Here is a 14,343-nt window from a genome sequence, read left to right on the forward strand (position 1 = left end):
ATCATGAGTGAGCCCATCCCGTTTGATGAACATGCAGAGCGGCTGAAAATCCGGTCGGACCCAAAACCTGTCACACGCATCAATCGCAAAGTCCTGATGGTCGGGGCGGGCCTTGGCGTGCTCGGACTGTTCGCTGCCGCAAGCGTCGCGCTGCAACCTCCGAAGGCCGCCAGCGCCGCGCCCGGGCCGGAGCTCTATAATGTGGAAAATACCCGCAAGCCTGATGGGTTGTCTGCTTTGCCGGTAAGTTATAGCGATGTCAGACCGGCTCCGGTTCTGGGTCCGCCACTCGCGGGCGATCTCGGCTCAACGGTTCTTGCCGCGGAACGCAAGCTGGGCGTGGAGCCGCAATTTATCACGGAACCACGATCTGACTTTCGACCGAACCCGGAAGATGAAGCGGCCCGAGCGGCTCGGATGCGTGAGGCTGCATTGGCTGAAGAAGCTGCGAGAGCGCCTGTTTTCTTTTCGCTTCAGGCCCGCGCAAACGCCGCGCAACAGCCTGAAGGCAATTCTCAACCAAGCTCTCCGCTTGGCTCTGAACTCCTGGCGCTCGCAGCGGCTCAGCAAGCGCCTGCCGGATTTGGACCGTCGCCAGATGCAAACCTACAAACTCGAAAGATCGATTTTGCGAGCGAGCGGCTGGATCAGGACATCTACAATACTCAAAGCATTGAGGATCCAGTTTCGCCTTACCAGGTCATGGCCGGGACGATGATTCCGGCGAGCCTCATCACCGGCATCAACTCCGATCTGCCAGGCACGATCATCGCCCAAGTAACTCAACCTGTTTATGACACGGTATCAGGTCGCCACCTGCTCATTCCTCAAGGCTCGAGGCTCCTTGGACGCTATCAGTCGGAAGTCTCGTTTGGACAGGATCGAGCGCTGGTTGTTTGGGATCGACTTATCTTCCCAGATGGGTCGTCCATTCAAATCAGCGCTCCCGGCGCTGACATACAAGGTTTTGCCGGCCTTCGCGATCGAACAAATCACCATTGGGATCGGGTTTTCGTCGCTGCAGGTCTTGCGACCATTCTGGGCATCGGCGCAGAGCTTGGCTCGAACGACGAAGACGATATCGCGCGCGCCATTCGCGATGGTGGTGGTCAATCATTTAATCAGGCTGGGCAGCGTGTCGTGGATCGCAACCTCAATATTCAACCAACGATAACGGTTCGTCCAGGATGGCCCGTGCGTGTGATTGTAACCCGCGACATCATCCTGCGCCCTCACTCATAAGGAAACGCCATGTCTCTTCGTCTTTCTCAACTGCCCGATCGCACTCCAGTTCGAATGACAATTGCTTTGGACCCAGAGCTTGCGAGCGCGCTTGGTGACTATGCCGAAATCTACAAGCGCACCTATGGCAAAACCGAAAAGCCTGAGGCGCTCGTTCCTGCGATGCTTGAAACGTTTCTTGGTTCAGATGCCGGTTTCAAGCGCGCCCGCAAATCCCTTTCAAATATCGCCAAAAATGGAGACTAACTCATGGCACAAATTGGTACTTTCACCGCAAAGGACGGGAAATATACCGGCACGATCCGGACGATGACGATCAATGTCAAAGCGCAACTCGTGCCGAATAGTAAGAAATCCAATGAAGGCGCTCCAGACTTTCGTGTGTACGCGGGCGGAGCAGAACTCGGCGCAGCCTGGCGTGAAGAAAGCAAGGATGGAGAAAAACCATACCTCTCCGTTCAACTCGATGATCCGAGTTTTGCGCGTCCGGTCAGAGCCGCCTTTTTCGAGAATAAAGCAGATGCCACCGGCGTCCTGGTCTGGACCCGATCGAAGCCCTTTTGATAAGAGGCCGCAACCTCGATCAGCTGGGACAATGCTGCAGAGCCGTCGCGCAGAAATAGCCGCAATCTGGTTACTCATGACCCAGCCCCGTGATTTCCGACCATGAATTTGCAGAGTCCTCGAAAACGTGACTTGCTCACCATCTCTGGGCGACCCGGTTGGAGGATTTTCCGGGTTTCAGGCGCAAGCTGGCGGTGCGGAAAATGAACCGTAAAGAGTAAAGAGGCCGGCATGAGAGTGAATATGCTCGCTTAGTCCTGACGAAATCAAACGCAACGAGCAGATCATTGGATAACAGAGTTAAAGGCGGAGAGCCTCAGCTCCTTTTTATCGAGTGGACGGAAGTAAGGCGCTACCATATCAAACGTCATCGATCGCAAGCCAGCTGGACGCCAATAAGGATCATGATCTTTGTCGATTAGGGTTGCACGAACGCCTTCATAGAAATTTCGACAATGAACCAGTCTTGAGCCGATCCGGTACTCTATTTTGAGACCATCTTGTAAGCTCCCAAGATACTCGCCCGTTCGCAAAAGCCTTAGCGCGATCCGAACGGACAGAGGCGATTTAGCTTCAATTTTTGTTGCTTGCGCTTTCGCCCATTGGCTGCCTGATTTCAGGCGTCGCAAGATGTCCAGTATCGAATCGCCCGAAAAGGCCTCGTCCATTTCAGAGCGTTTATCTTGGAGCGAAAACTCAAACCTGGTCTTTGCATATCCCAGTGCCTCAACACCGCGCCTGCACAGACCTTCCTTCATCGTTGCAACTTCTTCAGCTCCGCAAAAATGGGAGGCCAAACCCACTGCAACAACGTCTTCCCCTCTGAGACGAGCGCCGGTCAGTGCCAACCATGTACCAAGCTCTCCTTCGAGCTTCGGCAAAAACCAAGTCGCACCGCACCCTGGGAACCACCCCATGCCTGTTTCAGGAAGCGCAAACAAAGTGTTTTCAGTGGCGACTTGGTGTGACGCGAGGGTGGATAGACCTGCTCCAGAACCTGCGGTGACACCATCGATTATGGCGACGCATGGCTTTGGATAGTTTGCTATGAAGTGGATCAGCTTCTGCTGATCGGCTAAAAAGCCCTGCGCTTTGCGAATGTTGGATTTGCCCATCGCCACCAAACTCGGCGCATCACAACCCGAACAAAACCCTCGGCTGCCTGGCATATGATCTAATATTACAAGCTCGACGCGGTCGTCATTCAGCCAGCTTTTTAATGACGCAGTGATCTTCTCATTCATAGAACGTGTCAGAGCGTTCAGTGTGGTCGGTTGATTTAATGAGATGATTCCGGCCCGGCCGTTGATTTCTGAAATGACCTCCTGATCACCGTCAACGCGCAGTCTTTTTGCATTCGAAATGGTCATAGAAACTCCTTCCAATTTTGCGGCTTTGGACAAGGCGCCACCTACTCGACCAATCTTGCTTCCGTTCGTTCTGCGACCATCTTCTGCGTAACGTCTGGCGCGAACTCGACCACTTTGAAACCGCCCGCGACGACGTCAAAAACGCCAAGATCGGTGATGATCCGATCGACCACATTCTTGCCGGTGAGCGGCAAAGTGCATTCCTTCAGAAGCTTGGCCTCGCCCTTCTTATTGTTGTGATCGGTAATCACCACAACGCGGCCAACGCCGGCTACAAGGTCCATGGCCCCGCCCATGCCTTTGACCAGTTTGCCGGGGATCATCCAATTGGCGAGGTCGCCATTCTCAGCCACTTCCATGGCACCGAGAATGGCCATCGCAATCTTGCCGCCGCGGATCATGCCGAAAGAGGTGGCGCTGTCGAAATAGGCGGTGTGCGGCAGTTCTGTGATGGTCTGCTTGCCAGCATTGATCAGGTCAGCATCCTCCTCGCCTTCAAACGGGAACGGGCCCATGCCAAGCATGCCATTCTCTGATTGCAGCGTCACCGACATGCCGTCCGGAATATGGTTCGCGACCAGGGTCGGGATGCCGATGCCCAGGTTCACATACATGCCGTCTTCAAGCTCTTGCGCGGCGCGCGCCGCCATTTGGTTTCTATCCCAGGGCATTAGGCGCGCTCCCTTACTGTGCGTTGTTCAATGCGCTTCTCAAACGCGCCTTGTACCAGGCGATGCACGTATATCCCCGGAATGTGGATGCCGTCCGGGTCGAGCTCGCCCGGTTCAACAATCTCCTCAACTTCCATCACGCAGACCTTGCCGCAGGTGGCCGCAGGCTGGTTGAAGTTGCGGGCGGTCTTGCGGAAGATCGCATTGCCGGTTGTGTCGGCTTTCCAGGCTTTGACGATGGCGAGGTCGGCAAAGATGCCTTCTTCCAGGATATAGTCTTCGCCTTTGAAAGACTTCACTTCCTTGCCCTCAGCGATCACGGTACCGACGCCGGTCTTGGTATAGAAGCCGGGAATACCGGCGCCACCGGCACGCATGCGCTCAGCCAGCGTGCCCTGCGGGTTGAATTCCAGCTCCAGCTCACCGGAGAGATATTGCTGCATGAACAAGTCATTCTCGCCGACATAGGAAGAGCACATCTTTTTGATCTGCCTGGTCTCGAGCAGCACGCCCAAGCCAAATCCATCCACACCGCAATTGTTAGAGTAGATCGTGAGCTCTTTTGTTCCTGCGTCCCGAATGGCAGCGATTGAGTTTTCAGGTATCCCACAAATGCCAAATCCACCTGCGGCAATCGACATTCCGTCAAACAAGACACCTTCGAGTGCAGCCCCTGCACTCTCAAAGACCTTACTCATTTTTGCTCCTCTTGGCGTAGATCAGATAGTAGAGTTTTCGCCATAAAACCGCCGGCTATCGCGATTGGCAGTCCCGAGAGAAGCACCGCAGACTGGACGACTTTCAAGCCGCCAATGAACATCAAGCCAATCGGCATCATTCCGAGGACGATCGCCCAGAAAACACGATGCCACTGGGCAGGGTCCTCACCCGCGTGAAGCGATTTTGTGGCCGCTGAAGCGAGGGAGTAGCTCGCGGAATTGTAGGTGGTTGCAACGAATACCGTGGTCACAACAACGAATATTGCCAACGCGATTGATCCGAAAGGGAGCTCGGATATGACGGATGCGATCGCGCTTGCCGCATCGGTGTTGACCATGTCGACAACGGGCAAAACACCCGTGAGTTCGAGGTGAAGCGCATAATTTCCAAAGATGATGAAAAACGCCCAAGCCCCAATACTGCCGAAAACGCACATTCCTGCGAGGACTTGGCGGATCGTGCGACCTTTCGAAATGCGCGTCACGAAGATGCCGACAAAGGGTGCAAAGGCGAACCACCAGGCCCAATAGAAAATTGTCCAGTCCTGAACGAAACCTGTCTTTTCGACTGGGTCTGCATAGGTAATCATCGAAATGGTATTGGAGAGCATATGGCCCAGGCTCTCAGTACCGATCATCAAAATGAACGTTGTCGGTCCGGCGATCAACACAAACGCCAAGAAGATCAGAGCGAGCCACAAGTTCGCATCTGCCAACCGCTTTATCCCTCGCTCAAGCCCAAGATAAACTGTGACTCCAAACAGACCCACACAAACGGCGATAACCGCCAGGTCCATCGCAACGTTGCGTTCGATTCCTGTGAGCTCGGATGTTCCGGCTGAAATAACTGGAACCGTCAATGCGAGCGCTGTCGCGGCTCCTCCGATGAGTCCGATCATGAAGCTCAGGTCAATCACTTTCCCCCATATGGACGTATTGCATTTATCTCCGAGGATTGATGCGCTGAAGCGCAAATAAGGCACGCCCTTATTGTAAAAGGCGTAGGCGAGACCGATGGTAGGGATTCCGTAGATACACCAGGCACTCAGTCCCCAATGAAACAGTCCATAACTTGTTGCCCAACGGATGGCTTCATTGGAACGTGGCTCTGCGTCGAATGGCGGAGAGTCAATGTAATAGGCCCACTCGATTCCGGCCCAGTACAAGAGTCCGCCGCCTACACCGGCGGTGAACAGCATGGCAACCCAGCTTAGGGTTGAGAAATCGGGTTGATCATCTTCGGCGCCGAGTTTTACACGGCCATATGGTCCGAAAATCAGATAGATGGCGAGCGCCATCGCACCTATGGCGGCGAGCTGATAGACAATGCCCAGATTGAAAGCCGTCCAGTCATAAATGGCAACGATGGTTGGCCCCAGACTGTCACTGAACAGGATCAACGTGATTGCAACGCCAAGGGCGGTGGCAACGGCAAGCGAAAATGTTGCCCAATCAACTGGTTTGCCTGTCATGATCTCATCCTATTTTGTTGAGGTCTTAATGAGCTCTCACTCAGCCTCTATGCGACCCAAGTGATCGCAAAGAGCACGATCGAGCGGTTTTGAAACTGTAATCTGATCTCCCAACTCAATGAGCGACCCTGAGGATCCGTATTCGGGCCAATCCAGTGAACGCGCTGGATCGCCGGATCGCGCAAACTCCACCCAGGCCTGCATCATCAGATCGGTCAATTTTGTATCGACCGCATCGGTGGGTAACCAATCATCGTGCGTATTGAACACATACGGGATCTCCGCACCGTGGTAACTCCCGATTCTGGCTCCCATTTCGGACGCCCGCACGCGAGAAAATCGATACATATATACCTGCTTTCCAGCGGCATTCATTGCGGCGGCCAATCGCGCGCCCGGACATCTCATTTGATGGGCCGTTTCGAGCCGGTCCAACGCGCCGGCGATCCCAGCTTCCTGAACCAGTGCAGAAATCATCTCGGTAGCACCGGGCGCACGATCGCCCCAATTGGCAATTTGCTCCTCCAAATTTGACATATCCAGCGACATCAACCACTCGTCTGAATTGGTTCCGATCATCAAATCAACGGCATTGACTTCGCGTCGCGCGAGGAGATTGTCGGGTCGATCTGGTAGGAGCGCACCATCAGCCACCGGCGTAAACCAATGATCCGAAAGCACTGACTGGCTCGTTTCTAATAGATCAGATGCGCTGACAGTTGCTGGATCAAGAGGCGCGAGCGCTGCCGTGAGGATTTCAAACGCTGGCCTAATATCGCGATGAGTTGATGCCTCGATGAATTCAAACCCGCCAGATTGATGAATCGCTTTTTGGAATAGTCCGGCTGCTTTGGGGGTAACAATCAAAGTCCCGATGGATGCCGCTCCCGCGGACTCACCGAACAGGGTTACATTATTGGCGTCACCGCCAAATGACCCGATATTCTCCTGAACCCATTCCAACGCCATTACCTGGTCCATCAGGCCGAAATTACCCGTGCTATCTGGTCCAAGGTAGCCGAAGGGACCGAGACGGTAGGCAATCGACACGACGATGACACCACGTTCCGACAAAGCGTCGCCAATGTAATTTGGTTCGTAGGTCCAGCCGCCTGAGTATCCGCCGCCGTGAATCCAGACCATAACCGGCAAGGGAGTATCCGGTTGCAGGTCCGGGGACCAGACGTTCAAGTACAAGCAATCTTCGCTCTCGCTTACTGGCTTGGCTGCAGTTTCCGGTTCGCCGCCAAAATCACCGATCACATCGGCGTACCAATCAGTCATGTAGCTGCCTTGCATGCACGCAGGCGCAAACGCAACTGCGTCCCTCGTTCCTTCCCATGGTTCCTGGGGGGCGGGATAGCGCCAGCGGCGTTCACCCATCGGGGCCGCTGCAAATGGCACACCCAAAAATGCGCCGCCCGTCTCACCAAGTTCGGTCCCTCGCAACAGTCCTTGCGATACCTCAACATGTGGATCAGCCTGAGCGCCGCCGGGTAGCGTTGGCATGCACGCTGCCAACCAGCAAAGCAAGCTCAGAACAGAAAGCGGAATTGAAGCTTCTCTCGTCAACCCGCTAGTCACCATCGATGGTGACGACGACGCACCCGCGCGTCGCGCTATTCTCAACGAGTTCATGCGCCCTCGCGCAGTCTTCGAACGGAACTGTCGCTGCGATCCGATGTTTCAACTTGTTCGACGCAAGCGCTTCATTGATGTCGTGGATCGCTTGGCTCTTGGCATCTTCGGGCATGGCGTAGACGATGGCCATGTACACGGTCAAATCCATGAACATCATGCGGTAAAACGGAATAACAGGATTTAGGTTTGATCCAGACGAGTATGTCGCGATGGTGCCACCAATTCGAATGATCTCCAGCACGTTTTCGATATTCGTGGCAAACTCGACTTCGACAACGCGGTCAATTTTTTCACCATTTGTGAAAGCGAGAACATCCGTCGGCCAGGTTTCTTGTCGGTGATTGACGACGTGATGCGCGCCCGCGTCGATACAGGCTGCTTTGTCGTCTTCATTGCTCGCAGTGGCAATGACAGTTGCGCCGGCCATGGCGGCCCACTGAACGGCATAGTATCCAACCCTGCCCGCTCCGCCCGTAACAAGGATGGTTTTGCCTTTAACATCGCCATTGGAAAACACGCAGCGATGCGCCGTCATCACGGGGATCCCCAGACAGGCTCCAATTTCGAAACTGGCTTGATCAGGCAATCTGGGCGCTCGTTCTGATGGGACGGAGACGAATTCTGCTGCTGTTCCAAACCGCCGGCCATATTGCGCCTGGTAGACCCAAACACGTTCACCGACACGGTCACTCGACACACCCTCGCCGACAGCTTCGATGATACCTGCGCCATCGCTGTGCGGAATAACGTGCCCGCCATCTAAGAGATTGGGAAAAGACGCGTTTCGCTTTTTGACGTCAGACGGGTTTGGGCCGCTGGTCTTCAGTCGGACCAAAACTTCTCCGGACCCAATATCGGGTTTCGGTTGGTCACCAATATTCAGCACATCGGCAGCGGGGCCGAACTCTTCAAACCAAATGGCTTTCATATTTGTTCTCACTAAAAGGGGAAGGAAAGAGATTCAGTGTGTCCATCGACAGCAATTACCTGCCCAGACACGAAGCGAGACTGGCCGGATGCCAGAAAGGCGCACATGTTTGCGATATCTTCAGCGCTTACAAATTTGCGCATAGACACTTGTCCTTCGTAAACGCGGCGTACGTCCTCAGGGTTGACTCCGCGTTTTGCTGCGTCCCGCTCAATCACGCCATCTATGCGCGGTCCTTCGACCGAGCCTGGGCAGATCGCATTTGCACGAATTCCGAAGGGACCAAGTTCCATCGCGAGGGTCTTGGTAAATCCCAGGATCGCCCATTTTGCTGCGGCGTATGCTGAGCGTTGGGGATAGCCAAACAAAGCGGCGGTCGAGGCGATATTGATAATCGCGCCTTTTCCAGCCGCTTTCATGGCTGGCACCACTTCACGGACAAAATAGAAACTACCGTTCACATTAATGTCGATTGTGCGCCGCCAGTCTTCGATATCGAATTCTTCGACGGGAGCGGTCATGCCGGAAATTCCCGCATTGTTGATCAAGGCATCTATCCGTCCATGCTTTTGCAGCACCTCTTGGACCACGCTTTGAACATCGGCGGGGTTGGATACGCTGGCAACAGAAGTATCAATGTTCGGGTGACGATCAGAAAATCGCTTCAAAGCGTTCGCGTCGATGTCGCAAATATGAACCGTCCATTTTTCTGAGGCCAACTTGCGTGCGACCGCTTCGCCAATTCCCGACGCTGCGCCAGTCACAATTGCAATGCCAAGCGACTCTTCCGACCCACCGCGTTGATTATCTGGCCGCTCGAAAGCTTGTGAACCGTCCATGATCGCCCCTGTTAATCCAGCCATAAGTCGTTCCGAGAGACAAACTGACGATCTCGCACGCGGGTTCCAAGTTCGAATGGACGCGTTACGCGCTGAAAGAAAACCGAATTCACAAAACGAGCTCTAGGCTTGTATCCAATCAGCTCTCGCTTGTTCCGCGGTAACACCCTGCAGTGCATAGCATGCGAAGCACAAGAAGAACTCAATTGAGGCGCGGCGATCATAGTTTCTGGTCCTTCCACGAACGAGGTATTCCGATGAACTTGCCAAACGATACCTCAGAGTGCGATCAGAAACGAATTTAAAATCTTCGTCTTGAGTTGAATTTTATTCAACCTTCACCGTCAATCTTTTAGCGGAGCATGCTCTCGCCTGCAGTCCTCCTGGCTCGGCGATTAAGCCGGTGCGCAAACGTTCATTTGAAGCTTGAAGCGTCGGGTCCCGCCGCGTTGCGCCTCCCCACGACATGCTCACTCGGCCAGCGAAAACTCCACCTTCAATTTTCATTGACACTTCCGGCGCATTCTGTGTTACCGGATTTGACAGCGCAATCATTTCCAGGAACCAGTTGCTGAATGATCTCATCCTCGACAACAAATTCGACCCATCGAATAACGCAAATTGATGCCTATCGCTCATACGCCGTGTTTGGGTTATTTATTGTTCATTGTGTTGAATTGTTTGAACTTCACTGGTTCGACCCTAAACCAACAGCCGTATTCGATACCGTGTTTCTTCTGTTCGCCGGAAAAGCTTTCGCCATGTTCGCGCTAAGCTTTGGTATAAGCCATTTTATCATCTCCGAGCGCGCAATCGCACGCGGAGAATCATTTGTTGCGCGGTATGCGTGGCGACTGGCACTGCTCATCCTAATCGGGCTCCTCCACACCGCGATTTACCGAGGAGACATTCTAGTTCTCCTCGGCATAGCCGGACTGCTTTTATTGCCGATCGATCAACGGAAGAATGGCTGGGTGCTTGGCGTTCTGGCGACAGGATTACTGGTCAATGTGCCGCTCATCGTTCGCCTCGTGCAGTCTTATCACTTTCAGGATGGCGTTTTAGCTCTAATGTCAGCATCAAATGATAGCTCCATGGCGGCCTACATGCGGGGGGAGCTTGGCGAGTCCATTCAAGCTAATCTGGGATCCGGGAATCTGTCTAAATGGATCTTCATGCTGGAATCCGGCCGCGTGGCTCAGATCATGGGACTGTTTTTGCTCGGTCACATGCTTTCTCGGGCGCGATTTTTCACCGAGCTAGACAAATTTCAGTTCTACAGATGGGTAATAATAATCGTCGGTGGCGGCGCCACGATAGCTCTATATAGCAGCCAGGATGCGCTGGTCTCCTTGTTCCCCTCAAACGCATATTGGGGCACCAATTTTTACGCGTCCAACCTGGTTGCGGGGTGGATCAATTTGATATTCATGATTGTGCAAACTGCGATTTTTTTTGAGGTCTGGTATTTGCTTCGCGGCAGATTGCTCTCTGCGCTCGCTAATGCTGGTCGAATGAGCCTGACTTTATACATTGGTCAATCGATAGTTTTTGTCCCGATTCTCTACAATTTTGGCTTCGGGCTCTGGGATGATGTTACCGCGATGCAAATGGCACTTATCGCGGTGATTGGCTTCGCGATTCAAGTCGCTGGTGCAAATCTATGGTTCCGCTTTTTTCAGTATGGTCCACTGGAGTGGATCTGGCGCGCTGCAACCCAGTTCAATCCCAATCTTCCTATCCGTGTAAAATAGTTTGCATGTGGATTCGAACTGGAATTTGGTCTGCACCAGAAAAACTGACCCATAGTTCGAGTTGGGATCGGCTCTGACGAAAATTGGGAGGACAACGAGGCCTCGCGTCTCAGCTGAACGCGCGTTCGACTGATCTCATTACTCAGCAGTACCGAACCGCAGAGCAGCCAAGCCGGTCAGGTTCAACCGTTCTCTAGATTAAACACCGGGTCGCAACGAATATCTCAAACAATTATCGCGGAGACACGGTACTCAACCCCGTCACAGGTTTCTCGACCTTGTCCGACGGCGAGCGTTTCGTTGAGCCAAGCGTAGCGGCGATCGCCTGTATCAAATTGCACCTGCGTGACGAATAGGGTGTCACCAAAATCGCTTGCCTGTCCCGATTCGAGTCGTGCGGTCACCGTTTCGTTGAAGCGATATAGTCCCGTATAGGTGACATGGATGAGCGCAGAATCCTCAGTTTCGAAGGTTTTGCGGACGTCCAGTCTGGAAAGTCCATCTTCGCCTTTCAGGAGCCAGTCCCCACCGCCGGGCAGGATACGACCGCGCAGTTTTGGGCCTTCGAACCGGCCTTCACCAGTGATGTAGGTGATACGTCGACCATAGGGTGTTTGGCCAATATCCTGTACCTGCGCCAGGGAATTGCGAAACCTCATGAGGGGAACGAGTTGCATAAGATGTTCGAAACCTCAGACCATAATCACACTATTGCCTATCTCAGGCGCAGCCTCGACTGTCTCATGAGCTGCTGCGGTACGTTCAAGTGCAAAACGGCCCGCCAAGGCGCTCATGTCCTTGACGGGCCTGGAGACTCATCAAAACCGTTGATACAGGTTCACTCCAACCGTTCGCGGCCTGTTGGTTGTTATTCGCTCATCAAAAGTCGCGGCATTGCGATTTAGTTCAGCGCGCTCATTGGTGACATTGGTGACATACAGGCTTGCTCCCCACGTCTCCCGGTCAAAACCCGCAGACAAGTTGACGACCGAGTAGGCATCCTGTTCCTGACGCGCCGCGACGAACAGGTCATTATAGCGTTCGCCGACGAAACGATAGCTGCCCTGCGCAAACGCGTCGACACCTGCCAGCTCGAAGTCATAGCGACCTGTCAGGGCAAGTTTAAACCGTGGGATATCTGGCAGTTCGGTACCGGTGGGAGCGTCCACATTTCCGGTCGAGAGATTGCGCACATAATCTTCCGTCAGCTCGGCATCAATCCACGAAGCAGCACCATTCACCTGAAATCCTTCAGTCAGAAGGATAGAAAAGTCTGTCTCGATGCCACGCGATTGGGCGGCGCCGACATTGGCTGTTAGACCCAGAAAGGATTCAGCCGGATCAAACCGCGTAATCTGGATGTCTTCCCAGTCCATATGAAACACGGAGCCATTCCAACGCGCTCGCCCATCCCAGAAAGTGGATTTCCATCCGACTTCGTAATTGGTGATGAGGTCCGATTGATAAACAGCCGGGATGTTGGAGGTCGAGGCCCTGTTGTTGCCGCCCGGGCGGAACCCTTCCGAAACCGTTACATAGAACAACACGTCAGGCGTGAAGTTGTAGCTAAGATTCGCCTTGAACACCTCTCCGCTTTCCCCTGAAGAGAGATCGATCAGTGGGCTGCCTGAAAAGAGAGTTCCAACCGCCCCCACCAGATCGCTCTCTGTCTCGAAGAAGCGCGCCCCGAGCGTGCCGGTTAGCCGGTCCGTGAAATCGAAAGACACCTCGCCAAACAGCGCCGTTTCCGTTTCGGTGCGAACTTGGTCGGTGATGAAGTACGCATCATTAGGATAGCCGCTGAGCAGCGGGTTGGCATTCACGCTGCGATCAGCAGGAATCGAGGGGATGTGCCAGATATTAAGGTAATCATGTTCAGCCTGCTGGTAGAACAGGCCTGTTATGAAGCGGAAACGGTTGGTTTCGTCGTTCTGAACACGCAATTCATGCGTCATGGTTTCATAGGTGTCATCACTGTCATACTGGATGCGAGGATCCGTACATGTTGCCGCGTCCAGCGTTCCGGAGCTGTAGCACGTATAATAGGGGATATAGGCTGAGTATTCAGCGTAGGCAGAGTAATCGACGTCATATTCAACCTCGCGATCAAGATAGGATCCGGCATAGGTGAGCTGCAAACCGCCAACCTCACCTTCAACTGTGACGCCTGCCTGAGTGAATTCGTCCTTGCCACGGTCTTCGAAGAAGCGGGCGACTTCGAGGTCACCAATATCATCTGGATCGTGGTCCCAGACACCATTAGTTTTCTGGCTTTGCCGCATGACCTTGGCGGTAGCTGTCCAATTTTCGTTCAGATCAATCCTGAGGGCAGCGCGCGCGCCGTAATTGTCTTCTGTATTGAAGTCTTCTTCAACAAAAGGAGCATTATCGACCGTGATTCCACCAAACGTGAAGGCTGTCATGGCCGGGACATTGTCGATATAGCCGCCGTCGCGGGAGGTCCACCCGACGAGACGCAGAGCAGCGCGATCTGAGAAGGGAACATTGACAAAGCCCTCAGCCGAGTAGCTCTCACTTCCGTCTTCTGTTGTGCCGACCGAGAGATCGTAGCCTGCCTCGAAACCATCACTGTTTGGTGCGTTGGTGATGATGCGGAGCGTGCCAGCCTGAGACCCTGCGCCGTACAGCGTGCCTTGAGGACCGGCAACAGCTTCGACTCGAGCTATGTCGTACATGTGGACGTCCAGAACACGCCCGATCGAAGTCACGGGCTGATCATCAAGATAGACTGCAACGCTTGGACTCGAACCAGACTTGTTGCCGTCTCCGCCGGAGGAAATGCCCCGCATAAAGACCTGACTGTTCCCAGGCCCTTGTCCTGCGAAAGATACACTCGGTAAGAGAGCGACATAGTCTTCGAAATTGCTGACGCCCTGAGCATCGAGTTCCGAACCGCCGAGAACTTGAAGGCTGGCAGGAACGTCCTGCAGGTTCTCAGTCCTCTTTTGCGCGGTCACCGTGACAGTCTGGAGCTTCATATCCGAGCTGTCATCTGCGGTCTCGATCTGCGCCATTGCGGGAAAGCCAGCGAGCAATCCTGCAAATGCCAGGACAGAGGCCTGCCCGAGAAGACGCGTGCGCCTCGAGATCATTGCGTTATCCATTCTGATTATCCTCCCTCA

At 53.9% G+C, this 14,343-nt stretch carries 13 protein-coding genes; 4 read left to right on the forward strand and 9 right to left on the reverse strand.

The genetic code is table 11. The annotated features are described in order from the left end of the window. Window positions 1-3: 3 nt before the first annotated feature. From MY069_RS05245 to MY069_RS05255, 3 genes are read left to right on the forward strand one after another with little or no spacing between them, the layout of a single operon-like run. A complete protein-coding gene (locus MY069_RS05245; RefSeq protein ID WP_482796015.1) occupies window positions 4-1,242 on the forward strand; it encodes a TraB/TrbI/VirB10 family type IV secretion system protein in 1,239 nt (412 codons plus the stop codon). Window positions 1,243-1,251: 9 nt separating this feature from the next. After that, a complete protein-coding gene (locus MY069_RS05250; RefSeq protein ID WP_482796016.1) occupies window positions 1,252-1,488 on the forward strand; it encodes a DUF2274 domain-containing protein in 237 nt (78 codons plus the stop codon). 3 nt (window positions 1,489-1,491) lie between these two features. After that, window positions 1,492-1,806: a DUF736 domain-containing protein gene (locus MY069_RS05255; protein ID WP_482796017.1), complete on the forward strand. Its 315-nt coding sequence runs from the start codon at window positions 1,492-1,494 to the stop codon at window positions 1,804-1,806. Between the two features lie 284 nt (window positions 1,807-2,090). Here the strand turns inward: MY069_RS05255 and MY069_RS05260 are convergent, their stop codons facing one another. The 7 genes from MY069_RS05260 to MY069_RS05290 form a co-directional block, all read right to left on the reverse strand. After that, window positions 2,091-3,176, reverse strand: a complete 1,086-nt coding sequence (locus tag MY069_RS05260; RefSeq protein ID WP_482796018.1) for an enoyl-CoA hydratase/isomerase family protein — start codon at window positions 3,174-3,176, stop codon at window positions 2,091-2,093. A 41-nt stretch (window positions 3,177-3,217) separates the two neighbouring features. Further along, complete coding sequence (locus MY069_RS05265; protein ID WP_482796019.1) at window positions 3,218-3,847, reverse strand: CoA transferase subunit B; 630 nt, start codon at window positions 3,845-3,847, stop codon at window positions 3,218-3,220. After that, a complete protein-coding gene (locus tag MY069_RS05270; protein WP_482796020.1) occupies window positions 3,847-4,545 on the reverse strand; it encodes a CoA transferase subunit A in 699 nt (232 codons plus the stop codon). Before MY069_RS05270 ends, MY069_RS05265 begins: the two co-directional genes overlap by 1 nt. Then, a complete protein-coding gene (locus MY069_RS05275; protein WP_482796021.1) occupies window positions 4,542-6,038 on the reverse strand; it encodes a BCCT family transporter in 1,497 nt (498 codons plus the stop codon). The genes MY069_RS05270 and MY069_RS05275 overlap by 4 nt, the downstream gene beginning before the upstream one ends. A 36-nt stretch (window positions 6,039-6,074) precedes the next feature. Then, window positions 6,075-7,547, reverse strand: a complete 1,473-nt coding sequence (locus MY069_RS05280; RefSeq protein ID WP_482796022.1) for a carboxylesterase/lipase family protein — start codon at window positions 7,545-7,547, stop codon at window positions 6,075-6,077. Window positions 7,548-7,614: 67 nt separating this feature from the next. After that, window positions 7,615-8,607 carry an NADPH:quinone reductase gene (locus MY069_RS05285; protein ID WP_482796023.1) on the reverse strand — a complete coding sequence of 331 codons (993 nt, stop codon included), beginning with the start codon at window positions 8,605-8,607 and terminating at the stop codon, window positions 7,615-7,617. Window positions 8,608-8,618: 11 nt separating this feature from the next. After that, window positions 8,619-9,470 (reverse strand): SDR family oxidoreductase, encoded by an 852-nt coding sequence (locus MY069_RS05290; RefSeq protein ID WP_482796024.1) that lies wholly within the window; start codon window positions 9,468-9,470, stop codon window positions 8,619-8,621. Between the two features lie 551 nt (window positions 9,471-10,021). Here MY069_RS05290 and MY069_RS05295 point away from each other — a divergent pair. Next, window positions 10,022-11,200, forward strand: coding sequence for a DUF418 domain-containing protein (locus MY069_RS05295; protein ID WP_482796025.1), 1,179 nt, complete (start codon window positions 10,022-10,024; stop codon window positions 11,198-11,200). Between the two features lie 224 nt (window positions 11,201-11,424). Here the strand turns inward: MY069_RS05295 and MY069_RS05300 are convergent, their stop codons facing one another. Together MY069_RS05300 and MY069_RS05305 are read right to left on the reverse strand one after the other, a co-directional pair. Continuing rightward, entirely contained in the window at window positions 11,425-11,877 is a 453-nt protein-coding gene (locus MY069_RS05300) for a DUF3237 domain-containing protein (protein WP_482796026.1), read from the reverse strand. A 141-nt stretch (window positions 11,878-12,018) separates the two neighbouring features. Beyond that, on the reverse strand, window positions 12,019-14,325 hold the full coding sequence (locus tag MY069_RS05305) for a TonB-dependent receptor (RefSeq protein ID WP_482796027.1): 2,307 nt from the start codon (window positions 14,323-14,325) through the stop codon (window positions 12,019-12,021). Window positions 14,326-14,343 lie beyond the last annotated feature (18 nt).

It is taken from the genome of Hyphomonas sp. ske169, from assembly GCF_056850855.1.

Coding starts and splice junctions, on each gene's coding strand:
- MY069_RS05245 (WP_482796015.1), top strand. CDS start 4: ATGAGTGAGCCCATCCCGTTTGATGAACATGCAGAGCGGCTGAAAATC.
- MY069_RS05250 (WP_482796016.1), top strand. CDS start 1,252: ATGTCTCTTCGTCTTTCTCAACTGCCCGATCGCACTCCAGTTCGAATG.
- MY069_RS05255 (WP_482796017.1), top strand. CDS start 1,492: ATGGCACAAATTGGTACTTTCACCGCAAAGGACGGGAAATATACCGGC.
- MY069_RS05260 (WP_482796018.1), bottom strand. CDS start 3,176: ATGACCATTTCGAATGCAAAAAGACTGCGCGTTGACGGTGATCAGGAG.
- MY069_RS05265 (WP_482796019.1), bottom strand. CDS start 3,847: ATGCCCTGGGATAGAAACCAAATGGCGGCGCGCGCCGCGCAAGAGCTT.
- MY069_RS05270 (WP_482796020.1), bottom strand. CDS start 4,545: ATGAGTAAGGTCTTTGAGAGTGCAGGGGCTGCACTCGAAGGTGTCTTG.
- MY069_RS05275 (WP_482796021.1), bottom strand. CDS start 6,038: ATGACAGGCAAACCAGTTGATTGGGCAACATTTTCGCTTGCCGTTGCC.
- MY069_RS05280 (WP_482796022.1), bottom strand. CDS start 7,547: ATGCCAACGCTACCCGGCGGCGCTCAGGCTGATCCACATGTTGAGGTA.
- MY069_RS05285 (WP_482796023.1), bottom strand. CDS start 8,607: ATGAAAGCCATTTGGTTTGAAGAGTTCGGCCCCGCTGCCGATGTGCTG.
- MY069_RS05290 (WP_482796024.1), bottom strand. CDS start 9,470: ATGGCTGGATTAACAGGGGCGATCATGGACGGTTCACAAGCTTTCGAG.
- MY069_RS05295 (WP_482796025.1), top strand. CDS start 10,022: ATGATCTCATCCTCGACAACAAATTCGACCCATCGAATAACGCAAATT.
- MY069_RS05300 (WP_482796026.1), bottom strand. CDS start 11,877: ATGCAACTCGTTCCCCTCATGAGGTTTCGCAATTCCCTGGCGCAGGTA.
- MY069_RS05305 (WP_482796027.1), bottom strand. CDS start 14,325: ATGGATAACGCAATGATCTCGAGGCGCACGCGTCTTCTCGGGCAGGCC.